Genomic DNA, 24,099 nt, shown 5'->3' with positions numbered 1-24,099 from the left:
AGAATAAAAAAGTCAAAAATTTAAAAAAAATTAACAAAAATAAAAAAACTTAACACTAATTAAAGAAAAATAAGGTAAAATCAATCAATTTCTAAAAATTATTTTAAAGGACCATAATGAGCGAGGTGAACAAAAAAGTTCAAGGCGGCGTAGATGATTATCTTGAGGAAGAAGATTTTGGACAGCTTTTGGAGGCTTTCGATAAATCAAGAGAAGAGGCTACAACAGAGGGTGTGATTGTAGAGATCAAAAATGATGAAGTTTATGTAGATATAGGTAAAAAATCTGAAGGTATTTTAGCTCTTAGCGAAATACAAGATGATAATTCTAAGCTATTATTTAATGTAGGCGATAGTATTAAAGTTGCTGTTATGGGTTCTCGTGGTGGCAGATCTTTACTTTCTCATAAAAAAGCTTTGAGAAAAGAAAAAGTTATTGAATTTATTAAAAACTATCAAGAAAATCAAGATGATATTTTTACCGTAAAAGTAGTTGGAAAAAATAAAGGCGGATTGATAGTTGTTGATGAAAATGATGTTGAATTTTTCTTACCAAAATCTCAATATGGCTTTAAAGAAACAAATAATATTATAGGTAAAACATTTAAAGTTAAAATTATTAAAATCGACAAAGATGAGCAAAGTATTATTGTTTCTCGTAAAAAAACTTTAGATGACGAGAGAAGAAAACGCAAAGAATTGATCAATAATGTAGCACAACAAGAAGATTTAATTGAAGGTATTGTGAAAAAAATTACTACTTATGGTATGTTTGTGGATGTAGGAGGTGTTGATGGTCTTGTTCATTACAGCGAAATTTCTTACAAAGGACCTGTAAATCCTGGAACACTTTATAAAGAGGGTGATAAGGTTCCAGTTAAAGTTATAAAGTATGATAAAGAACGCAAACATTTATCCTTGTCTATAAAAGCGGCTTTACCTGATCCATGGAGCGAGATAAAAGATACTCTTGATGTAGGTGATACCATTAAAGTAATAGTATCAAATATAGAGCCTTATGGTGCTTTTGTGGATTTAGGAAATGATATAGAAGGATTTTTACATATCAGTGAAATTTCTTGGGATAAAAACATTAAAAATCCAAAAGATTATATCAACAAAGGTCAAGAAATTGATGTTGAAGTAATTGAAATCAATCCAAATGAAAGACGCTTAAGAGTTTCTTTAAGAAATTTACTTTCTAGACCTTTTGATGAATTTATGAAATCTTATAAAATTGCAGATGTGGTTGAAGGAGAAATCACCTCAGTAACTTCTTTTGGTGCATTTGTTAAACTTGGTGGTATTGAAGGTTTATTACATAATGAAGATGCTTCTTGGGATAGAAACGATAAATGCAAAGACAAATTCTCTCAAGGGGATAAAATCAAGGTAAAAATTATCAAAATAGATGAAGAAAACCAAAAAATATCATTAAGTACAAAAGAATTAAGCAGTTCTCCAGTGCAAGAATATGCTAAAATTCATAAAGTCGGCGATATTGTAAAAGGCGCTATCCGCGATATTAAAGATTTTGGTGTTTTTGTAGAACTAAGTAAAAATGTTGATGCTTTAATTCATAAAGAAGATATAAGCACTTCTATGCTTGAAAATTTAAAAATTGGCGACGATATTGAAGCTGCTATAGTTTTTATTGATGAAAAGAAAAATAGAATTCGCCTAAGTGTTAAAAATCTTGTTAGAATGAAAGAAAGAGAAGTTCTTAATGAAATCAATAATGATGATAAAGTGACTTTAGGTGATATCATTAAAGATCAGCTAGCTTAATGAAAAAATACATTACAATAAGCATTTTGAGTATTTTATTACTCATTTTGCTTGCTGTTGTTTTTACATTGCTTTGGCAATTTAAAGCTAATGTAAATTTCATTCCACAATTTGCTAAAGATACAAATACACAGCCAAGCATTCAAACCCAAAATCAAGATCTTTCATGGCAAGAAGAATTAGCAAAATGGCCTACAAGAGATTTTACCCCAGCAGCAGAAAAATTTACCTTATATTTTGATGCGGATACTAGCGAGCTTAAGGAGAAAAATAAATATTATCAACTTATAGTTGGAAAATATGATATTTATTCTATGTTTTGCTTAAGACAGACTTTAAATTCTTTTAATGTGAAGTATTTTCTTCTTAAATCAGGTGATAGTCCAGAAATCTTTTTGGATACAGGTAATGAAAAACTTATAGATGATATTATCAAAGAATTAAAAAAATATAAAATAAATACAGAAGTAAAGGAAATTTGGTTATGAAAAAAAAGATTATAGTATGTGATGCTATTTTGGATAAAGGTGTCGATATTCTAAGAAAAGCTGAAGATATTGAGCTTATAGAAGCTGCAAAAGTTCCAAAAGATGAACTTATGCAAATGCTAAGCGATGTTGAAGTTGCTATTACTAGAAGTTCTACAGATGTAGATATAAATTTCTTAAATCATGCCAAAAAATTAAAAGCGCTTGTGCGTGCTGGGGTGGGCGTAGATAATGTTGATATTCCAGAGTGTTCTAAAAGAGGAGTGATTGTGATGAATGTCCCAACTGCAAATACTATTGCCGCAGTTGAACTAACAATGGCACATCTTTTAACATCAGCTAGAAGCTTTGTCAATGCTCATAATTTTTTAAAAATTGAAAGAAAATGGGAAAGAGAAAAATGGTATGGCATTGAATTGATGAACAAAACCCTAGGGGTTATAGGTTTTGGAAATATAGGTTCAAGAGTAGCTATCCGCGCTAAAGCATTTGGTATGAAAATTTTAGCCTATGATCCGTATATTTCTGCTTCTAAGATTACAGATTTAGATATGGAGCAAGCAAAAAATTTGGATGAAATTTTAGAAAAAAGTGATTTTATTACCATTCACACACCAAAAACCAAAGAAACCAATGGTATGATAGGAAAGCAAGAAATTGCAAAAATGAAAGATGGAATAAGATTAATAAATTGTGCTCGCGGAGGATTGTACACAGAAGAGGCTTTATATGAAGGTTTAAAAAGTGGTAAAATAGCATGGCTTGGTATAGATGTGTTCGATAAAGAACCCGCGACTAATCATCCTCTTTTAGACTTTGAAAATATTTCGGTTACTTCTCACCTAGGAGCAAATACTTTAGAAAGTCAAGATAATATCGCAAGAGAAGCTTGTGAGCAAGCATTAAGTGCAGCACGAGGCGTGGCTTATCCTAATGCCTTAAATTTACCAATTAAAACTGAAGACTTACCACCTTTTGTAGCTCCTTATATAGAACTTGTTTCTAAAATGGCTTTTTTAGCTGTTCAAATTGATAAAAATCCGATAAAAAGTATTAAATTAGAGGCTGAAGGAATTATTGGCGAGTATGCAAATTCTATGCTAACCTTTGCAGCTGTTGGTGCTTTGGGTGGAATTTTAGGAGAGAAAATTAATTATGTTAATGCAGAATTTGTAGCCAAAGAAAAAGGAGTTGAATTATCTTGCGAAACTCTTCCAAATAGTGGTTATAATAATAAACTTAGTGTTAAAATTATCACCGAAAATTCAAATATCAGTGTTTCAGGAACAGTGTTTAATGAAAATGAACAACGCATAGTTGGATTAAATGGCTTTAAAACTGATTTTAAGCCAAAAGGGAAAATGATTATTTTTAAAAACAAAGACATACCAGGAGTTATAGCTAAAATCAGTTCCGTTTTGGCAGCTAAAAATATCAACATAGCTGATTTTAGGCTTGGTAGAGATGGTTTTGGGTATGCTTTGGCTGTTGTTTTGATTGATGAAAAAGTTCAAAAAGAAGTATTAGATGAACTAAAACAATTAGAGGCGTGTGTATTTGTCCAATATGTTGAAATTTAAAATTTTAATTATAGAAGATGATATAGATTTAAACGAACTGCTTGTTTTAAAGTTGAAATCTAGTGGTTATGAAGTTATATCTTTAGTGGATTTTTTTGGAGTTGAAGATTTGCTCGATAATGAGCAAATCGATCTTTTAATAGTCGATAGAAATTTGCCCAGTGGAGATTCTTTAGAAAAAATTCAAGATTTAAGAGAGCAAGGATATAAAGAAGCAGTTATTTTTCTTACAGCCAAGGCTTTGCATCAAGATTTGCTCGAAGGCTTTGAAAGTGGTTGTGATGATTATGTTTGCAAACCTTTTGATTTCAATGAGCTTTTGCTTCGCATTAAAGCAATTTTAAAACGCCATAAAAAAGAAGAAGAAAAACTATCTTTTGGTGATTTTATTTTAGATTTGGCTAATTATGAATTCTTTTACAAAAATCAAAAATTAGAAATCTCAAATCTTGACTATGAGCTTTTAAAATGTTTTTTTGAAAATCCAAATACCTTGCTTACTAGACAATTTTTAAGCGAAAGTGTTTGGAAAGATGATACTACAAGTGATAAAACAATCAATATAGCTCTAACAAGACTTAGAAATAAATTTCCAAAACTAAAAGATCATATTATAAGTGTTAGGGGTGTTGGCTATAAATTATGCTAAAAACTAAAAATATTTTTATAGTTTTTTTTGTTGTATTGGCTTTGATTTTTGGGTTTATTTTTTATACTTTTACTAATTCTTATCTTAATTTCTTGCTTATAAAACAATATGAACAAAAAATCAAAAGTCTTGATGATGTTTTAAAATTTTCTCTCTTAGAGCATTTAAATGATGCTAATATCAAGGATTTTGCTAAAGATACTAGGGCTGATTTTATTATCTTAAACAATGATATGAAAATAAGTTCTGTAAAAAATCCTGATTTTTTTTCTAATCTTAAAGAAGGAGAAATTTTAAATTTCAATTCAAAAAAAATTCTTACTAAAAGCTTTATTTACAAAGGATATAAATATATTATTATTGTTTATCCTCGTTTTTTAGATTTAGAACTTTTTTGGACAAAAATAGCAATCGGTTTTGGAGTGTGCTTGCTGTTTGTTTTTATTTTAATGTTGTTGCTAGGTAGAAGAATAGAGAAAAATTTTAATAAAATTTTGGATTTTTTAGATTCTATAGGGGATCATAAAGTTGTTATATTAGAAAAAGGAATGTTTAAAGAATTTAATTTACTAAATGAGAAACTTTTAAAAACTAAGGATAAAATTCTAAAGAATACCCAAAAAAATAAAAAACAAAGCGATAAAATTACTTTAAAAAATACTCAGCTTGCTAGTGTGATTTCTGCTATTTCTCATGAGCTTAAAAATCCATTAAGCGTGATTGATCTTAGCTTAGAGATGCTAAAAGATGAGAAATTGGAAGATAAAAAATTAAAAAAGGAATTACTAGAAAAAATTTCGCGTCAAAGTATTAAACTTAATGCTTTAACCCATAAGCTTAATTTTGTTTTTAATCTTAATAGTGAAGCCTTGCAAATGCAAGAATTTGATCTTTTTTTTCTATGTGAAAAAATCACTAAAAACCCAGGCTTTGAAAGAGTTGTATTGCAAGGTAAAAGCACGAAAGTTAAGGCTGATGAATTTTTAATCGAGCAAGTGATTATAAATTTGCTTTCTAATGCTTTAAAATATAGTCAAAAAGAAGTCATTTTAACAGCAAGAGATCAAAAGATAATAGTGCAAGATTTTGGAAAAGGCATAGAAGAAGATAAAATAAAATTGATTACAAAAAAATTTTATAAAATTGATGTAAAAAGCGATAATTCTTTTGGTTTAGGACTTTTTTTAGTAAAGAAAATTTTAAATATACATAAAAGTTATCTTGAAATTTCTAGCACTTTAGGCTATGGTTCTAGTTTTAGCTTTAAACTCAGTCAAGGATAAAAAATGGCTCTTATAGATTTAATTGAAGCTTCAAAAAAATTTGGAGACAAAATAGTTTTAAATGAAGCAAATTTTAGTGCAAACGAGGGAGAAAAGATTGCTATTATAGGGAAAAATGGAGAAGGAAAATCTACTTTTTTAAAAACGCTTTTAGGCACACTTCCTTTAGATAGCGGTAGAGTAATAAGACAAAATGGAAAAAGCATAGCCATGCTTTCACAAAGCGTTGATTTTAACGCAAATTTAAGTGTAAAAGAAGCTATCAAGCAAGAGCTTGCAGAAATTTACAATGCTTTAGAAGAATATGAAATACTGCATAAAAAATTAGAAGAAGATCCTAGTAATAAAGATTATCTTAAAAAAATAGATACACTTATGACTTTGATTGATAGTAAAGATGCTTGGAATATAGAATCTAAAATAATACGCGTTTTAAAAGAATTTAGTTTGCTTGAGTATGAAAATCGCATTATATCTACTTTAAGTGGCGGAGAAATACGCCGCGTTGGGCTTTGCATACTTTTACTAAAAAATCCTGATATTTTATTGCTTGATGAACCAACTAATCATTTAGATGTATATATGACAAGCTTTTTGGAAGAATTGCTAAAAAATTCAAAGATGTGTGTGATTTTTATTTCCCATGATAGATATTTTATTGACGCTATAGCACACAAGTGTGTAGAAGTAGAGCAGGGTAAACTTAGTATTTTTAAAGGCGGATATGCAAACTATTTAGAGAAAAAAACACAAATTTTACAAAGCCTTGCTAAGAGCCATGAAACTCTTTTAAAGCAATTAAAAAGCGAAGAAGAATGGCTTAGAAGAGGGGTTAAAGCAAGACTTAAAAGAAATGAAGGACGAAAAGAACGCATTTTTAAAATGCGTGAAGAAGCGAAAAAAAATCCTGGAGCAATCAAACGCTTAAAACTTGAAATTTCAAGAGCGGCTTTAAATTTTAATGGAGAAAAAACGATCAATCGTAAAAAAATGCTTTTTGAGCTTAAAAATATAAGCAAAAATATAAACAATAAAAATCTTTTTAAAGATTTTTCAACGCGTATTTTACAAGGTGAACGTATAGCTATCGTAGGAAGAAATGGTTGCGGGAAATCAACATTGTTAAAAATTCTTCTAGGGCAAATAAAACAAGATTGCGGTGAAATAAAACGCGGAGAGCTTAAGATAGGATATTTTGATCAGGCTAGAAGCTTGGTAAATTCTGATAAAAGCTTGCTTGAAATTTTTTGTCCCAATGGTGGAGATAGGGTTGAAGTTCGCGGTAAAAATATGCATGTTTATGGATATTTGAAAAATTTTTTATTTCCTAAGGAATTTTTAGATAAAAGCGTGGCTCTTTTAAGCGGTGGAGAGAAAAATCGCGTTGCTTTAGCCTTGCTTTTTACTAAAGAATATGATGTTTTGATTTTAGATGAGCCAACTAATGATCTTGATATAGCTACGATTAATATATTAGAAGAATATTTACTTAGTTTTGAAGGGGCTATTTTGCTAGTATCGCACGATAGATACTTTGTTGATAAAATCGCAACAAAACTTTATGCTTTTGAGGGAGATGGATATATAAATATTTTACACACTCTTTACACTGAATATCTTGAAAATGAAAAAGAAATTGAAGAATTGGATAATTTTGCTTTAGAACTTCAAACCCAAGAGCAAAATAATAACCAAAAAGAAAAAAGCTCTAAAAAATTAAGCTACAAAGAAAATGAGATATTAAAAAACCATCCTGAAAAAATAGATTTTTTAGAGCAAAAGATAGCTAAATTAAATCAAGATTTATCCGATCCAAATGTATATCAAGAAATAGGTATTAACAAGCTTTATCAAGAACTTGAAGTAATGCAAAAAGAACTTGAAATTCTAGAAAATGAGTATTTTTTAGTATTAGAGAAAAGCGAGAATTTATAATTAAAAAGATTTTATATTTTTTTACTCTATGGAGCGGGAAACGAGATTCGAACTCGCGACCCCAACCTTGGCAAGGTTGTGCTCTACCCCTGAGCTATTCCCGCAAAAAATAAGTGGTGCCCGAGGTCGGACTCGAACCGACACAAGGTTGCCCTTACCAGATTTTGAGTCTGGCGCGTCTACCAGTTTCACCACTCGGGCTCATTTTTAAGATTTAAAGCTAAAATTATACTTTTTTAGGCTAAAAAATACTTTAAAAATAAAAAGTATTTTCAAAAAGACGATATAAAATTATATAATTTAAATTTTTGGAACAGTTATTGCTTTTGTTTATTAGCAATGTTTGAAAAGATTTTAACTTTAATACTTTAGAGGAAAAAAATGAGAATTACAAATAAACTTAACTTCACAAATAGCGTGAATAATTCTATGGGCGGTCAAAGTGCTTTATATCAGATATCTCAACAACTTGCTTCAGGTTTAAAAATTCAAAATTCATATGAAGATGCAAGCACTTATATAGATAATACGCGTCTTGAATATGAAATTAAAACATTAGAGCAAGTAAAAGAATCAACTAGTAGAGCTCAAGAAATGACTCAAAATAGCATGAAAGCTTTACAAGACATGGTTAAACTTCTTGAAGATTTTAAAGTTAAAGTAACTCAAGCTGCAAGCGATAGCAATTCTCAAACCTCAAGAGAGGCTATAGCAAAAGAACTAGAACGCATAAAAGAAAGTATAGTTCAGCTTGCAAATACCAGTGTTAATGGTCAGTATCTTTTTGCAGGTTCTCAAGTTGCAAACAAACCTTTTGATTCTAATGGAAATTATTATGGAGATAAAAATAATATTAATGTAGTAACTGGAGCTGGAACTGAAAGCCCATACAATATACCAGGCTGGGATTTATTTTTTAAAGCAGACGGAGACTATAAAAAACAAATAAGCACCAATGTTAGTTTTACAGATAATCGTTGGGATTTAAATAAAGACCCTGATAAAACTAAATATCTCACAGGAGATTCTAAATGGCAACAGCTTATCGGACAAGGTTATGTAAAAGATAATGGTTTGGATCCTGATAAAGATTTTGAATATGATGATAAACTAGATTTTCCTCCAACAACTCTTTATGTTCAAGGTACTAAACCTGATGGAACAAGCTTTAAAAGCGCTGTACTTGTAAAACCTGAAGATACTTTAGAAGATGTAATGGAAAATATCGGAGCTCTTTATGGTAATACTCCAAATAATAAAGTAGTAGAAGTAAGCATGAATGATAGTGGTCAAATTCAAATTACAGATCTAAAGCAAGGCAACAACAAACTCGATTTTCACGCTGTAGCTTTCACACCACAAGCCGATGATAGAGCTGAACTTACAGGTATTATTGATGCTGCCAAACAAGAAGGCATTTCAATGGATGAAGTTACAAATAGGGTTATGCAAGCTGCTACAGCTGCTCCTAGTAACGGAGATATAACAAAATTAAACAGCCCTGTAACTGTAACAATCAATAATCAACAATTCACAATCGATTTAAAACAAACTGATTTTATCAAAAGTAAAATGACAGATACAGATGGAAATGCTACTAATGGGGCTGATTATGATAATGTATATTTTGAAAAAAATGGAAATACTGTTTATGGTAATGTTTCTCAAGTTATCAAAGGAAGCAATGCTTATGCGACTGATTCAACCAAACTTAGTGAGGTAATGGCAGGAGATAGCCTAAATGGTACTACTTTAAATTTAAAAGTCAATTCCAAAGGTGGAAATTCTTACGATGTTACTATAAATTTACAAACTTCAACTGTAAGCTATCCTGATCCTAATAATCCAGGTCAAACTATAAGTTTTCCTATAACCCATACCGATCCTGCAACTGGAAATAGTGGAGTTGTTACAGGATCAAATGATATTACTTATGGTCAAATTAATGATATTATAGGTATGTTTGCTGCAGATAAAATTCCAACCCAAAGCATAACAGCTACAAATGGAAAAGTTGATGCAAATGGTTATAATAATTTACAACAACTCATGAAAGATTCACAAGCTACTGTTGATGTAAGTATGGATTATAAAGGCCGTATTAGTGTTACTGATAAACTTTCTTCAGGTACTAATATAGAAATTTCTCTTAGCGATTCTCAAAGTGGCCACTTTCCACAACCACCATTTAGCACAACTTCTTCAGTAACAAATGGTCCAAACTTTAGTTTTAGTGCAAACAACTCTTTGGTTATTGATGAGCCAAATGTGGATATTATTAAAGATTTAGATTCAATGATTGATGCTGTTTTAAAAGGCAATATGAGAGCAGATTCTGAAAGTGAAGATCCTAGAAATACAGGTATGCAAGGAGCTTTAGAAAGGCTTGATCATTTAGCAGATCACATTAGTAAGCTTAATACAACCATGGGTGCATATCACAACACAATAGAAGATGTAAATACTCGTTCTACTTTTTTAAGCGTGAATGTACAATCTATCAAATCAAATGTTATTGATGTAGATTATGGTGAAGCAATGATGAATTTAATGCAAGTTCAACTTGCATATCAAGCTTCTCTTAAAGCTAGTACAACAATTTCCCAACTTAGCTTATTAAATTATATGTAAAATTTTTTATGGTATAATTTGGCTTTGATTTTATTTTCAAGGAAAGAATATTAAAAAAGAAGCCATTTTTACCAGCTCTACACTTGTTATTTTTTATCTTTGTCTTTGTATGCTAGCACCTAGCATGGGAGAATGGGTTTACAAGGCTAATTTATTTTTATTTGGAGAATTTGGGTATTATTATCCATTTTCTTTGCTTATATTAAATTATCTCTATTATAAAAAAAATTATAAAATAGAAAATTTTAAGCGTAGAGAACTTTTTGGTTTTTCTTTAGCCTTTTTTTCTACTTTACTTTTATTTTCTGTCTTTTATAGAGGGTTTGGGTATATTTTAGAAATTGTATATGGATTTTTTTCTATAATCTTAGGGCATACAGGGAGTGGAATTTTCGCTCTTTTGCTTTTACTATTTTCTTTGATCTTATTGTTTCCAAAATTTGCAAAAGAAATTTTAAAAATAGAATTAGATTTTACTTATTTATTAAAAGTAGAGCAAGCTTTTAAATCTTTACTTATGCGTGTATTTGGTGGAGAAAACGAGAAAGAAGATATAGGCAAATCAGAACCTATGGTGCCAAAATTAAATATTTTACAAGATAATATATACGAAAATTCACAAATAAATGAAAAAGAAAAAACCAATAACTTAGAACAGATAATTAAAGATAGCAATATCAACGCAAGTAAAAATTCAATTACCACAGCTAAGGAAAACTTTGAAAAACTAAAAAATCAAATTTTAGATGAAACCATAGAGATTGATAAACAAAGCTTAAAAGAATCGAGAAGTTTTGTTTATGAGCATTCTCAACAAGTGCGAAATTTCGCACAAAAAGCTAGTAAAATGAGCATTAGTCTTGATGAAGATTTTAATTTTATTTCAGAAGAAGAGGTAGATATGATTCCTGAACGTTTTTTAAAACCTAAAAAACTTGAAGATATAAAGCAAATAGATACAAATAAAAATTTAGATGAGCCAAGTTATAAGCGTAAAAATATTGAAATTCCAGTTTCTAAACAAGAAGTTAAACCAAAAATTTTTACAAAAGAGCTTGAACTTAGAGAGAATTTGATAAAAAAAGAAAAACTAGAACAAGAATACAAAGCCTATCAAAATGAAATTTTAGAAAATAAAGTAAAACAAGAAATTAAAAAATTAGAAGAATATGATGCGATAAATTCAAGCGATATTATAGAAGGGAATAAATATAGTTTTAATAGCCCAAAAACAATTAAAACAGAAACAGAAGAATCAAACAAAATAAATGAAAATAAAAATCCAGATAAAACAGACAATATCTTTGAATTTGCTCCCATTGTAGAAGAGTTAAATCATCCTTATATAGAACCTACTCCTATAAAAAATATAAATGAAATAGTTATAGAAGAAAAAAATACACTCGATTTTATCCAAAATACAGAAACTAAAATTGATGATAAAAAAACAAATGATCAAGAAATTAAACTTCAAAAAGCAGTTTTAGCCAAAGAAATTGCTATTAACCAAGCTTTATTGCGTGAAATAGAGCAGGGCGAAGTAGAAAAACCAAAAGATTTCACCTTGCCGCCATTAGATTTTTTAGCTAATCCAAAAGAACATAGACAAGAAATCAATGAAAGTGAAATAGATAAAAAAATTTATAATCTTCTTGAAAAGTTGCGTCGTTTTAAAATAGGCGGTGATGTTATAAGCACTTATGTTGGTCCTGTTGTAACTACTTTTGAATTTCGTCCTAGTGCAGATGTAAAAGTAAGTCGTATTTTAAATTTACAAGATGATTTAACTATGGCTTTAATGGCAAAATCAATCCGTATTCAAGCTCCAATACCAGGAAAAGATGTTGTAGGCATAGAAGTTCCAAATGATGAAATTCAAACCATTTATCTAAGGGAAATTTTACAAAGTGAAGTTTTTAAAAATGCTAAAAGCCCTTTAACCATAGCTTTAGGTAAAGATATAGTAGGTAATGCTTTTGTAACCGATCTTAAAAAACTTCCGCATTTGCTTATTGCAGGAACTACAGGTAGTGGTAAAAGTGTGGGGATAAATTCTATGCTTTTAAGTCTTTTATATCGCAACTCTCCTAAAACCTTGCGTTTGATGATGATAGATCCTAAGATGCTTGAATTTAGCATTTATAATGACATTCCTCATCTTTTAACTCCTGTTATCACAGATCCAAAAAAAGCAGTCAATGCACTTTCAAATATGGTAGCCGAAATGGAAAGACGCTATCGTTTAATGGCTGATGCAAAAACCAAAAATATAGAAAATTACAATGAAAAAATGAAAGAATTAGGTGAAGAAGAACTTCCTTTTATTGTAGTAATTATCGATGAACTTGCTGATTTAATGATGACTGCGGGTAAAGATGTAGAATTTTATATAGGAAGACTTGCTCAAATGGCAAGAGCAAGTGGAATTCACTTGATTGTAGCCACACAACGGCCTTCTGTTGATGTTGTAACAGGACTAATTAAAGCGAATTTGCCAAGTAGAATTTCTTATAAAGTAGGGCAAAAAATTGACTCTAAGGTTATCTTAGATGCTATGGGTGCTGAGAGTTTACTTGGAAGAGGAGATTGTTTATTTACTCCTCCTGGAACAAGTTCTATAGTGCGTTTGCATGCACCTTTTGCGAGTGAATTTGAAATAGAAAAAATCGTGGATTTTCTAAAAGATCAACAAAGCGTAGAATATGATGAAAGCTTCTTAAAAGATCAGCAAAGCGCGGGTGTTACAACAAATGAAAGCTTTGATGGGGAAGTAGATGAGCTTTATGAAGAAGCTAAAAGAGTAATCTTAGAAGATGGAAAAACAAGCATTTCTTATTTGCAACGCCGTTTAAAAATCGGCTATAACCGCTCTGCAAATATTATTGAACAACTTACTCAAAATGGAGTTTTAAGCGAACCTGATGCCAAAGGACAAAGGGAAATTTTATAAGATTTTTTTTATTTTGATATAAAAACTAATTACATAAAGAAGAATTTATAAAGATAAAAGCCCAGTAAAAAGGGCTTAAAATTATTTATCTCTAAGATTTAATTCGGTAATTAACTTACTATAAGAATTATAATCTTTTCTTTTAAGATAAGATAAAAGTCTTTTTCTTTGACCTACAAGTTTTAAAAGTCCTAATCTTGATGAAAAGTCTTTTTTGTAGATTTTTAAATGTTCTGTAAGTTCTGCAATTCTTGCAGTTAAAAGAGCCACTTGAACTTCTGTTGAACCAGTATCACCTGGTTTTTTAGCGAATTTCGCAACTATTTCTGCTTTTTTGGCCGAATCCAAAGCCATGATAGACCTCCTGATTGGTAAAATAATAAAATTAAAGAACTATAATTTTACCTTAAAAAGCAAAAAATAAACTGAATTTATCTTTTTTAGAAGGTTTTGTCAAAATTTAAGTCTTTTTCTAAGAATTATTTATTATAATTACAGCTATTTCTGTAGTTATAATAAGGAGAATCTGTGCTATTTACCAAAGCTAGCGAATACGCTTTACTTTCTTTAATTTATATTTCTCAAAAAGAAACACCTCAAGATGTAGATTCTTTAGCTTTAGAGCTTGATATTCCTAAAAGTTTTTTAGCTAAAATTTTACAAACTTTAGCTAAAGATGGCTTGTTAAAATCCTTTAAAGGGGCAAAAGGTGGTTTTGTTTTAATCAAAGAACCAAGTCAATATACTATAAAAGAAATTGTTAATAGTGCCGAAAAAAAGGATATCAGTGTATTTGAATGCAGTGGTGGCACTTGTCCAAATAATAAAGAAGAAAATTGCACCTTAATGCCTATGTTAGTAAATTTACAAAATAAAGTAGATGAATTTTTAGATTCTATTACTTTAGAAGATATTATGAAAAATAATGGCAAAAAATAAAATAGTCGATTTAGTTTTTCCTTTCTTGGGGCCTTTAATTGCTCCTGTTTTAAAAGCTAAAAGCTTAACTATTGTTGGTTTTTTAGTTTGTATTTTAGCTATTATTATAGTTCCTTTACCAAGTCCTATTTTGGACTTTTTCTTAGCTTTAAGCATAGCTTTATCGGTATTAATTATTTTAATTTCTATTTATATACCCAAACCGACAGATTTAACAACTTTTCCAACTTTAATCTTGATTATTACTTTATTTAGACTTTCATTAAATATAGCTACTACAAGGATGATTTTAAGCGAAGGGCAAAACGGCCCTGAAGCCGTGAGTGAGATTATAGCAGCATTTGGAGAATTTGTTGTTGGTGGAAATATGGTCATTGGTGTGATTGTATTTTGTATCTTAGTATTGATTAATTTCATGGTTGTAACAAAAGGTAGTACAAGGGTTTCTGAAGTACAAGCAAGATTCACACTTGATGCGATGCCAGGTAAACAAATGGCTATTGATGCGGATTTAAATGCAGGGCTTATTGATGAACAAACCGCTAGAGCAAGACGTCAAGAAGTTATTGCTGAAGCAAACTTCTATGGCGCAATGGATGGTTCTTCTAAATTTATCAAAGGAGATGCTGTTGCAGGAATTATCATAACTATTATAAATATCATAGGTGGTTTTTTAATAGGATCTTTTCAGCACGATATGGCTTTAAGCGATGCTGCTTCTACTTATACTATTTTAACCATAGGTGATGGACTTGTATCGCAAATTCCAGGGCTTATTACTTCTACTGCAACCGCTATAATTATCACTCGTGCAAGCAAAGATGAGGAAAATTTTGCAGAAGGAACTTTAACTCAACTTTTAAGCGAATATCGCACGCTTTTAATAGTAGGTTTTGTACTTTTTATCTTTGCGTTAGTACCTGGCTTGCCAACTTTATCCTTGGGCTTTATGGCTTTAGTTTTTTTAAGTCTTGGCTATCTTACCAAGCAGGTTAAGGAAGGTAAAATTGATATAACTACAGTTAAAAAAAGCAAACCAAGTGCTGCAGCTGCATCTCAAAGTGGAGCAGGTGGGACAACGGCAGCGCCTGCTAAGAAAAGCGAAGAAGAAATTCTCAAAGAAGAAGAACACAAGATTAACGACATACTTAAAGTTGAAATTTTAGAACTTGAACTTGGATACGGACTTATTAAGCTTGCTGAAAACGAACTTACAGAAAGGATTCGCTCAATGAGAAGAAGTATTGCTGAAAGTTTAGGATTTTTAATGCCAAAAATAAGAATAAGAGATAATTTAAGACTTAAACCAAATGAGTATAGTTTTAAACTCAAGGGCGTGTCTATAGCAAGTGCCGAAATTTATCCGGATAAATATTTAGCCATGGATAGTGGTTTTATCACAGAAGAGATAGAAGGGATTGCTACAAAAGAACCCGCTTTTAACTCTGATGCACTTTGGATTGATGCGAATTTAAAAGATGAAGCAACATTAAATGGCTATATAGTAATAGATCCTGCAAGTGTTATTTCAACACATATGAGCGAACTTATCAAAGCACATGCAAGCGAACTTCTTACACGCCAAGAGGTGCAAAATCTTCTTGATAAGATTAAAAATGATTATCCAATCATCGTAGAAGGTGCTTTAGGTGTTGCACCTGTAAGTCTTATTCAAAAAATTCTCAAAGACTTGCTTAAGCATCACATACCAATTAAAGATATGCTTACTATTTTAGAATCTGTAAGCGATATAGCAGAAGTAAGCAAGAGTTTTGATATGATTATTGAACATGTAAGAGCGTCTTTAGCTAGGATGATTACAAATATGTATTTAGATGATAAAGGAAATTTGGATATTTTTATCTTAGACTCTGCTAGCTCTGCAGTTTTAATGGAAAATGTACAATTTAGAGATGGAAGTTATCACTTGCCTTTAAGTGTAGCTCAAACAGGCACTTTAGTAGATACTCTAAGGGCTGAAGTTGCCGCGGTAGCAAATGGTCGTATCAAGCCTTTTATACTTTGCGTTGAACCGCAGCTTAGAAAATTCATTGCTGATATTTGTTATAATTTTAGCATTAATATAGTAGTGTTAAGTTTTGCAGAAATTGCAGAAAATACAAATTTTAATACCGAGGGTATTATTAGGATAGAACTTTAAGGAATATAATGAAAATTTATCATCTTTCGCATACAGATCTTGATGGTTATGCTTGTCAATTTATAGTAAATTTTTATTTTAAAAATGTGAGATTTTATAATTCTAATTATGGTAAAGAAATTAATGAAAATTTTAACTCTATTATAGGCGATATAGAAAAAGATGAAAATTTCGGAAAAGCTATTATTCTAATAACAGATTTAAATTTAAATTTAAATCAATGTGAAGAATTTGAAAAAATTTGCAAAGAGAAAAATATTAAAATTTTTCTTCTTGATCATCATCAAAGTGGCGAAGAATGTGCTCAAAAATATTCTTGGTATTTACTTGATTCTAAAAGATGTGCAACTAAAATCGTTTATGATTTTTTCTCTAAAATCTGCACCCCTGTTTTAGAGCTTTCAAAATTTGTTGATGTGGTTAATGCTGTTGATATTTGGCTAAGCGAGGATGAAAATTTTGAACTTGGAAAGGTTTTTTTAGGCTTGATTGCCAATGCAAAAGAAATAAATCGTGTGATGTTTAAAGAATCTCAAATCGATTATATGTTTTTCTTGCTTGATAAGGCTTGGAAATTTATAGGAAAAGAAAATGCAAATATTTTACTCGATAATGCTACTCATTTTATAAAAAAGGATTATTTTGCCAGAAAAAATGATGATACTCTTTCTAATTTAATTTCTTATTTTGTAGTTGAAAAACTAAGTGAGCTAAAAGAAAATTTCAGTATAGAATATGAAGGCCATAAAGGCATCTTAACTTCAAATATAGGCAATACTTCTGTTATTGGAAATGATTTTTTAGTAAAAAATCCTGATTATGACTTTTTTATTGATGTTAGTTCTAGAAAAACCTTAAGTTTTCGTGCAAATGGAAAAATAGATGTAAGTTTAATGGCTAAAAATTTAGTAGGTGGCGGTGGACATAAAAATGCTAGTGGTGGACTTTTTGCGACATTTAAAGATGGGGCAAATTATAATTATATTAAGGCTCAAATTATTGATTTAATTAAGAGCAAAGAACTTAAAAAGGAAAACAATGAATCAAAACAATAATAAAACCTTAAAAAATGAACTAGAAGATTTACAATATGAGCTTAGCATAGTTTTAGAAGCTATGCTTTTATACGCTGGAGTTAAAAGAGAAAAATTAGAAAATGCAATAGAAGCTTATATTGATAATATAGATAATGTGCTCGAAAATTCCAACAAAGAAGGGGTTGATGAAATTTTAGAAGTTGTGGAATTTCTAAAAAATAAATACAAAGATTTTTTTCAATGAAAAAGTGTATTTTATTTTTTTTTAGTTTATATTCTTTAAGTTTTGCCAATATTTATGAAAAATTAAATGATTTTGCTTATGAAAAAAAACCAAATAAAGATTTTAAGATTCAAGAAGTTAAATTAGTGCAATTTTCACAAGAAAATAAAGATTGCCTTGAACTTTTAATAGAAGCTGGTCAAGTTAGAATTTTAAATAGCTATAATTCTTGTCAAAAATTATCTAAAGATGAAAGTTTTCAAAAATTTCTTAATGAAGATTTTTTAAAACTTTATAAAAATAATGGATACTTGATTAATGAAAATTTACAAAATTTGAAAAATACCATGCAGGATATTATGATATATTATAAACTCCGATATTCTTTTAGTAAAGATGTAAAAGATATGAGTAAAAATAAGAATTTGGATATTTTAAATATAGATGAAAAAGACGGTGGCACTTTACTTTACAAAATCAACAATCAAGCTTGCGTTGGAATAGAACTTACAAGACATGACTCAAGAATGGCTATGAAAATATACGGAATAGAAAATTTGGATAAAGAGTGCAAACTATTTATCCAATCACCTTCTTTTAAAGATCTTTCCTACACAAAAAAAGATTTTAAGTGGTATTATTTAGAATAAATAAATGCTTTAATTTTTAAATAAAAATTTTTAAAAATCGCGCTTAAAGTAAAAGTATCTTGCCTTCCAAGATTTTGAAAAACACAGTTGTCTAAGTCTTTTTTTTCTTGAATGCTTAAATTTTTCATTAACCTAACCTTTAAAAATATTGCAAGATTTTATTATAGCGAAAAAACTTTATTTTTGCTTTAAATATTTATAAGTTCTATTTTAAATATAAATGAATATTATTTTAAGGTTTAAAGCTTTTTTCTTAAAATGTAATTAGGTTTTATTGACTTTTTCTAAATAAAGTCTTATACTGAATTTAAATTACGCAAAATAAGGAGGAAAATTGATGAATAAATTTTCTATAGTTTTAACTTTGTTGTTATGTGGAAGTTGTGCTTTAGCCTTAGATCCAAATTTGGAAAAAACCAAGAGTGCAACAGGTATTGACCTGCCTACTGCTAAATGGAATTTGCCTAAGGCTTTAAATGAAGATGGCACTATAGATGAAACTAAAATGCCAAAAAATTCAGAATATAGCAAAATGGTTATTTTAGGAAATAAAATTCTTAATGAAACAAGCAAATATGTGGGTCCACAGGCCAAAGATCCTAAAAAAAGATTTGCGGGAAATAATCTTTCTTGTTCAAGCTGTCATGCTAATGGTGGAAGTGTGCAAAATCAATCGGGTTTTGTAGGAATTTGGGCAAGATTTCCACAATATAATGCCAGAGGAGATAAAGTAATTACCTTAGCAGATAGGATCAATGGCTGTTTTGAACGCTCTATGAATGGCAAAAGAATGCCTAGCGATACACCTGAAATGAAAGCCATGCTAACTTATATGCAATGGTTATCTCAAGGAGTTCCAGTAGGAGCTAAGATAGAAGGGCAGGGACTTAAGAAGATAGATTTTATCTCAAGAGCAGCTGATCCTAAAAAAGGTAAGGCAATTTATATGGATAAATGTGCCGTTTGTCATCAAGAAAATGGCTTAGGGCTTAAAAATGAGGATAGCGCAGGGGCGTATTATCTTTATCCACCACTTTGGGGTGATGATAGTTATAATACAGGAGCTGGAATGTATCGTCTTATCAAAGCTGCTTCTTATATTAAAGAAAATATGCCTCAAGGTGCGCCTGACTTAAGTCTTGAAGATGCTTATGATGTAGCAGCTTACATGAATTCACAAGCTCGCCCTATTAAAGCAAATAGAGATAAAGACTTTCCAGATAGAAAGGTTAAGCCTTTAGATATGGATGTAGGACCTTATGATGATAGCTTTTCTACAACCCAACATCGCTATGGACCTTATACAAATATGATCAAAAAATAATTTTAAGGCAATTTTTATTGCCTTAAAAATTTATTATTTCATATTGCTTAATTTTTTAACTAGATCTTCTAAATCTTGCATTGAATTGATTGCGCTTGGGTTAATTTGATATTTTCCATTAACAACAAAAGCAGGGGTGCCATAGGTTTTAGCTATATCATTAGCTCTTTGAAACTCGCTTAAAATTTCTTTAGCTTTTGGGGTATTTAAAAAATTTAATACTTCATTTTTATTTACATTCATAGCCTTTAAGCCTATGTCGTAAAATTCATCTAAATTTGAAAAATTTCTTTGCTTGTTTAAAAAATAAGAAACAAAATAAACATCAGCAAGTTTATGAGATAAACTATCAGAATAACTCGCATCTTTACCATTTTGCTCATCTTTGTATTGAGCAAAGGCAAAAAGCTCATTCATTTCTTTGGAAAATTCCCCATTCATTAAACTTACAGGATAGAGTTTAAAATGTAAATTTGGAAAAGCTTCTCTTAGTTTTTCAAGAGTTCCAAATTTATGATGATTATAACAATGTATACATTTATAAGAAAATGCTTCTATTACACTATTTTCAGAGTTGGGTAAACTTGGATTAAGGGTAATAAAACTATTATTTGCTAATGCAAAACTTGAACAAAATACAAGCGTTAAAACAAATTTGCAAAAAAATTTACGCATATTATATCCTTGGTTAAATAAAATTTTCAAAGATAATTTTATTTAAAAAAAATAAATAAGCCCAAATTTATTTTTGGGCTTATTGTTATTTTTTAAGATTGAATGCTTGATCAACACTAAAAGGCATTGCTTGGTAACCCGTGCCTGAACCGCTAAATTGAATTTGAACCGAAGGTTCCTTAGCGCCCCAGTTAAATTCATCAATTTCAGGTTTTGGTTCCCTAAGACTTACACCTTTGCTAAGATCAAAAGCCATTCCAGCTGTTGCGCTATAAACCATAATAGAATCTTTATCTGGTTCATATTGAGTTAGAGAAGTTACAGGAGAAAACCATTCATTTCCACGATTTTTACCATATTCCCAAATTTGTTCCACAGTTTTATTTTGCTGATCGATTTTATAAATTACAGCACGAGAATATTTTTGACTTGCAAATGCAGGTTGTTCAGCTCCTCTTGCATCACCATTATCAAAAACACTTATATAAATATAACGCTTGTTTGATTTACTATCAATTCTCCAGCCTGTATGTTGCGTCCAAGTGAAATCAAATCCACCATTGTCATTTTCATAACCTGGGCATTTGCTATAATCATCATCACAAACAATTTTTTTGCCATTTTTATCTACAGGTTGCAATAAATATTTTTGAAATTCTTTATTCCACCCTTTATGTGCTCCTAAAATCCATTTTATTTTTTTATCACGACCAATTTTAACAACAGCACTTTGATGGCGACTAGAAATAATAATACTGTCATCACTTGGATCATAATCAACGCTATTTACATGAGCCCAATTCCTACCTATACCTGTACCTGCTATATCTCCAAATTTGTCGCTTTCATCCATTTTGGCAAGCTCTTCATCGCTTAAAGTTTTACCCGCTTTGCTTGCATCTATATTTAAACACACTGCACCTTGATCTAAAGCTTTGATAATGGTACTTCTATAAGGATCTAAAATCTCATACAATCTCCAATCATCAACAACATTACCATTCTCATCTACTTCTACAATAGTATCACGCACTGTGCGTACATGCTTACCATCTGGACGCAAAGTATTTGCTGAAGCTACTCTTAATAAATAATGCCCATTTTGCATATTGTCCATAGCATGAGAAAAATCTATATAGGCAGCAGGTAATTTGCGATTGAAAATTTCTCTTCCTAAGATATCATATTTTACATATCTTTGACCAAATCCCCAAGTTAAAGCTCCATCTTTGTTTTGATGAAAGCCCATCATAATTCCACGATTGTAAATATTATCCCAGTTCATTAGTTTATCGTTATCAAAATACCATCTGATTTCACCCTTAGTATCTATGATAAAGACATTTGAATTTTCATCCCATTCCATAGCACCACCTACAGGATTATTCCATACAGATTGTGAGCCTTTGCCAGATTGTTTTCCAGGAGCATTATTTACTAAATATAGCCTATCTGAAAATTTTGGATCCATTTTTAATACTTTCACATTTTCAAAAGGAGTTCCTCTTTGATCAGTACTTCCACTTGGTTCTATGCTAACCCCTGGAGTTGTAATTTTATAAATCTCATCAATGACTTTTTGACTTTTACCATTTGCAGTTTTAGTATAACTTACCTTTACCGTATTTAAATAAGAAGGATAAAGTCCAAAAATAGGAATTCCACCGTAAGTCTTAGCCATTTTAGAATTCACATTATAAGAAATAGTTTGACCATTTGGTTTAGGAACAATGGTTACTTTTATATCGCTTAAGACATAACCATTGTCCATAATAATAGCGGTCAAAGGAGACAATCCATAAGGATTCATTTTAATCGCGCCTATTTGTCCTTGAATTTGCCAATCTATTTTCGCTCCACTAGGACCACCCATGGCCATTAAAGCATTAGGTGCAAGTAGGGTAGAACCCGCCAAAAGTGCCATGCAAAGAGTTTTGCTAAGTCTCATGATCAATCCTTTAAAATTATTTAAGCCATCCTAAAATAGCTTAATAAAATTTTAATAATACGCAGCAAAAATAATTTGTTGCGTATTTTAAGAGTATCTTTAAACGACTTGATTTAAATGATTTAAACTAGCTATATTTTGATTTGGATTTTTTGGTTCGCCTATAAATTTAAGCACTAAAACCAAAATAACAATCACCAATGCAAAAATTTTAGCATTAAGTTTATTTTTATCTAAAACATAGGCTATAAACATTGCAAAAAGCACAATAAAACAACATAAAAATGCTATAAGACAGCAAATTGCCATATTCATAAACTTTAAACTAGGAATCAAATACCAACCATTGCTATAAAGCCCATTTTCAAAATCAGGTGGAGTTCCTATAAAAAATTTTTGAAAAGCATTAAGATGATTATAAGCGTTTTCTGGAGCTACAGGGGTATCCATCCCACATTCTCCTGTTGGCAAAAACCAACTAGGAGCCCACTCATGCAAAGGTAAATTAAATGGATAAATAGGAATTTCACGACATCCATCTACACCTGCAAAAGGATTTTCAGAATGAACCACTTCATGAATATGATTTAAAGTTAGACAATGCTCCAAGCCAAGCCAAATTCCATAAAAAGCTAAGCTATAAGAAAAAATTTTTATAATATTATTTGTAGGGTTGATTAATGCAATCATACCGCCTATAGCCATAACAAGCATATCAAATCTTATATACACACATTGTTCACAAGGTTCCATAAAAAGATATTCTTGAAATAAAAAATGTGCTATACAAGTAAGTCCTATAGTAACTATAATCAAAATTAACCAAGGTTTGCGCGTATCTTGCCATTTAGAAAGTGAAAATTTTCTGCAATTATCTTTCATTTTTATACAACTCATTTTTGTTTGCTAAGTTCTTTAGTAATTTCAATCAAAGCCTCTGGAGAGTTGATTGCACTTGGAATGATTTGATATTTTCCATTAACAACAAAAGCAGGGGTGCCATAATTTTGCGAAATAGGATTGGCAATTTCATAACTTTTTAAAAGCTCTGCAGCCTCTGGAGTTTTTAAGAAATTTTCCAAATCAGCCTTACTCACATTCATTGCTTTTAAACCGACACTATAAAAAGCTTCAGGATTTTTACCATTTTCCCATCTTTGTTTTTTCTTAAAATATGCATTAAAATAAGCTTTAGCAACTTTATGAGTTAAGCTATTTTTATCCGTAGGATCAATTTTATTTACACCATCCTTAAATGCCGCAAAAGCAAAAATTTCATTAGCTTGCCTTCCATAATCTCCCATAGAACTTACAGGATAAAATTTGTAAGTTAAATTAGGTAATTTTTCTTTAACTTTACCCATGGTATTAAATTTGTGATGATCATAACAATGAGTACAGCGATAAGAAAAAATTTCAATCAATGAATTATCAGCGTTAGCAATAGGATTTTTAAGAATTATATATTCTTTACCTTCACTTAATGCACTAGCACTTATACCTGCTAAAAAAGCACATACAACAATAGATCTTGCTAATTTTACTGGAAATTTCATTACCTTCTCCTTGAAATTTGGTTTTGATAAAACTTTTTATTAAGTTTTTATGTAATAACCATTATAAAACTATTAAAATAAAAATATTCTTAAAAATTTTATAACTAAGAATATTTACTTTAACTAAAAATCAAGAATAGGGGATTAAAAAATTTAATGCACAAGTTATCATTTTTATGTATATTTTGATAATAATATAAAATAATTTAATTTTTAAATATTCTTTATAGTTTTCAAGAAAAGTAAAATATAATTTTAATTTACAAAATAAAATTATCAATTT

The 24,099-nt window shown here is 30.0% G+C and carries 20 protein-coding genes and 2 tRNA genes; 14 read left to right on the top strand and 8 right to left on the bottom strand.

Annotation, left to right across the window (positions count from 1 at the left end; genetic code table 11):
* Positions 1–116 precede the first annotated feature (116 nt).
* From SR63_RS03780 to abc-f, 6 genes are read left to right on the top strand one after another with little or no spacing between them, the layout of a single operon-like run.
* Positions 117–1,787, top strand: a complete 1,671-nt coding sequence (locus tag SR63_RS03780) for a 30S ribosomal protein S1 (RefSeq protein WP_002877345.1) — start codon at positions 117–119, stop codon at positions 1,785–1,787.
* The gene (locus SR63_RS03775; protein WP_002856886.1) at positions 1,787–2,275 is read left to right on the top strand and encodes a hypothetical protein; all 489 of its coding nucleotides are present in this window, start codon (positions 1,787–1,789) and stop codon (positions 2,273–2,275) included. Before SR63_RS03780 ends, SR63_RS03775 begins: the two co-directional genes overlap by 1 nt.
* Positions 2,272–3,855 (top strand): phosphoglycerate dehydrogenase, encoded by a 1,584-nt coding sequence (serA, locus tag SR63_RS03770; protein WP_002865920.1) that lies wholly within the window; start codon positions 2,272–2,274, stop codon positions 3,853–3,855. Before SR63_RS03775 ends, serA begins: the two co-directional genes overlap by 4 nt.
* A complete protein-coding gene (locus SR63_RS03765) occupies positions 3,842–4,504 on the top strand; it encodes a response regulator transcription factor (RefSeq protein ID WP_002865921.1) in 663 nt (220 codons plus the stop codon). Before serA ends, SR63_RS03765 begins: the two co-directional genes overlap by 14 nt.
* Positions 4,498–5,787, top strand: coding sequence for a sensor histidine kinase (locus tag SR63_RS03760; RefSeq protein WP_012006695.1), 1,290 nt, complete (start codon positions 4,498–4,500; stop codon positions 5,785–5,787). Before SR63_RS03765 ends, SR63_RS03760 begins: the two co-directional genes overlap by 7 nt.
* A gap of 3 nt (positions 5,788–5,790) precedes the next feature.
* Complete coding sequence (gene abc-f, locus SR63_RS03755; RefSeq protein WP_002865923.1) at positions 5,791–7,722, top strand: ribosomal protection-like ABC-F family protein; 1,932 nt, start codon at positions 5,791–5,793, stop codon at positions 7,720–7,722.
* 29 nt (positions 7,723–7,751) lie between these two features.
* On the opposite strand, the gene SR63_RS03750 is transcribed toward abc-f, so the two are convergent.
* A tRNA-Gly gene (locus SR63_RS03750) sits at positions 7,752–7,826 on the bottom strand.
* A 10-nt stretch (positions 7,827–7,836) separates the two neighbouring features.
* Positions 7,837–7,923: transfer RNA gene (locus SR63_RS03745), tRNA-Leu, on the bottom strand.
* Between the two features lie 180 nt (positions 7,924–8,103).
* Between SR63_RS03745 and flgL the strand changes: the two genes are divergently transcribed.
* Positions 8,104–10,353 carry a flagellar hook-associated protein FlgL gene (gene flgL / locus SR63_RS03740; RefSeq protein WP_012006694.1) on the top strand — a complete coding sequence of 750 codons (2,250 nt, stop codon included), beginning with the start codon at positions 8,104–8,106 and terminating at the stop codon, positions 10,351–10,353.
* 109 nt (positions 10,354–10,462) lie between these two features.
* Positions 10,463–13,303 (top strand): DNA translocase FtsK, encoded by a 2,841-nt coding sequence (locus SR63_RS03735; RefSeq protein WP_012006693.1) that lies wholly within the window; start codon positions 10,463–10,465, stop codon positions 13,301–13,303.
* Between the two features lie 81 nt (positions 13,304–13,384).
* Here the strand turns inward: SR63_RS03735 and rpsO are convergent, their stop codons facing one another.
* Positions 13,385–13,657 carry a 30S ribosomal protein S15 gene (rpsO, locus tag SR63_RS03730; protein WP_002852579.1) on the bottom strand — a complete coding sequence of 91 codons (273 nt, stop codon included), beginning with the start codon at positions 13,655–13,657 and terminating at the stop codon, positions 13,385–13,387.
* A gap of 174 nt (positions 13,658–13,831) precedes the next feature.
* Between rpsO and SR63_RS03725 the strand changes: the two genes are divergently transcribed.
* From SR63_RS03725 to SR63_RS03705, 5 genes are read left to right on the top strand one after another with little or no spacing between them, the layout of a single operon-like run.
* A complete protein-coding gene (locus tag SR63_RS03725; RefSeq protein WP_002852609.1) occupies positions 13,832–14,242 on the top strand; it encodes an Rrf2 family transcriptional regulator in 411 nt (136 codons plus the stop codon).
* Positions 14,229–16,403 carry a flagellar biosynthesis protein FlhA gene (gene flhA / locus SR63_RS03720; RefSeq protein ID WP_002865927.1) on the top strand — a complete coding sequence of 725 codons (2,175 nt, stop codon included), beginning with the start codon at positions 14,229–14,231 and terminating at the stop codon, positions 16,401–16,403. Before SR63_RS03725 ends, flhA begins: the two co-directional genes overlap by 14 nt.
* A gap of 8 nt (positions 16,404–16,411) precedes the next feature.
* Positions 16,412–17,458, top strand: coding sequence for a DHH family phosphoesterase (locus tag SR63_RS03715; protein ID WP_002865928.1), 1,047 nt, complete (start codon positions 16,412–16,414; stop codon positions 17,456–17,458).
* Entirely contained in the window at positions 17,442–17,684 is a 243-nt protein-coding gene (locus SR63_RS03710; protein ID WP_002852415.1) for a hypothetical protein, read from the top strand. The genes SR63_RS03715 and SR63_RS03710 overlap by 17 nt, the downstream gene beginning before the upstream one ends.
* Positions 17,681–18,313: a hypothetical protein gene (locus tag SR63_RS03705; protein ID WP_002865929.1), complete on the top strand. Its 633-nt coding sequence runs from the start codon at positions 17,681–17,683 to the stop codon at positions 18,311–18,313. Before SR63_RS03710 ends, SR63_RS03705 begins: the two co-directional genes overlap by 4 nt.
* On the opposite strand, the gene SR63_RS08555 is transcribed toward SR63_RS03705, so the two are convergent.
* On the bottom strand, positions 18,301–18,441 hold the full coding sequence (locus tag SR63_RS08555) for a hypothetical protein (RefSeq protein WP_002861506.1): 141 nt from the start codon (positions 18,439–18,441) through the stop codon (positions 18,301–18,303). The genes SR63_RS03705 and SR63_RS08555 overlap by 13 nt on opposite strands.
* A gap of 209 nt (positions 18,442–18,650) precedes the next feature.
* Here SR63_RS08555 and SR63_RS03695 point away from each other — a divergent pair, with 209 nt between their 5' ends.
* Complete coding sequence (locus tag SR63_RS03695) at positions 18,651–19,637, top strand: c-type cytochrome (protein ID WP_002865930.1); 987 nt, start codon at positions 18,651–18,653, stop codon at positions 19,635–19,637.
* 33 nt (positions 19,638–19,670) lie between these two features.
* On the opposite strand, the gene SR63_RS03690 is transcribed toward SR63_RS03695, so the two are convergent.
* The 4 genes from SR63_RS03690 to SR63_RS03675 form a co-directional block, all read right to left on the bottom strand.
* Positions 19,671–20,312 carry a thiol:disulfide interchange protein DsbA/DsbL gene (locus SR63_RS03690; RefSeq protein ID WP_002865931.1) on the bottom strand — a complete coding sequence of 214 codons (642 nt, stop codon included), beginning with the start codon at positions 20,310–20,312 and terminating at the stop codon, positions 19,671–19,673.
* Positions 20,313–20,397: 85 nt separating this feature from the next.
* Positions 20,398–22,260 (bottom strand): aryl-sulfate sulfotransferase, encoded by a 1,863-nt coding sequence (locus tag SR63_RS03685; RefSeq protein WP_147498364.1) that lies wholly within the window; start codon positions 22,258–22,260, stop codon positions 20,398–20,400.
* A gap of 99 nt (positions 22,261–22,359) precedes the next feature.
* Positions 22,360–23,157 (bottom strand): protein-disulfide oxidoreductase DsbI, encoded by a 798-nt coding sequence (gene dsbI, locus SR63_RS03680; protein ID WP_147498363.1) that lies wholly within the window; start codon positions 23,155–23,157, stop codon positions 22,360–22,362.
* Entirely contained in the window at positions 23,154–23,816 is a 663-nt protein-coding gene (locus SR63_RS03675) for a thiol:disulfide interchange protein DsbA/DsbL (RefSeq protein WP_002865934.1), read from the bottom strand. Before SR63_RS03675 ends, dsbI begins: the two co-directional genes overlap by 4 nt.
* Positions 23,817–24,099 lie beyond the last annotated feature (283 nt).

This window comes from Campylobacter sp. 2014D-0259, assembly GCF_008000505.1.
In the GTDB taxonomy this organism is placed as follows: Bacteria; Campylobacterota; Campylobacteria; order Campylobacterales; family Campylobacteraceae; genus Campylobacter_D; species Campylobacter_D jejuni.
This window is presented reverse-complemented; position numbering and strand designations above follow the sequence as displayed.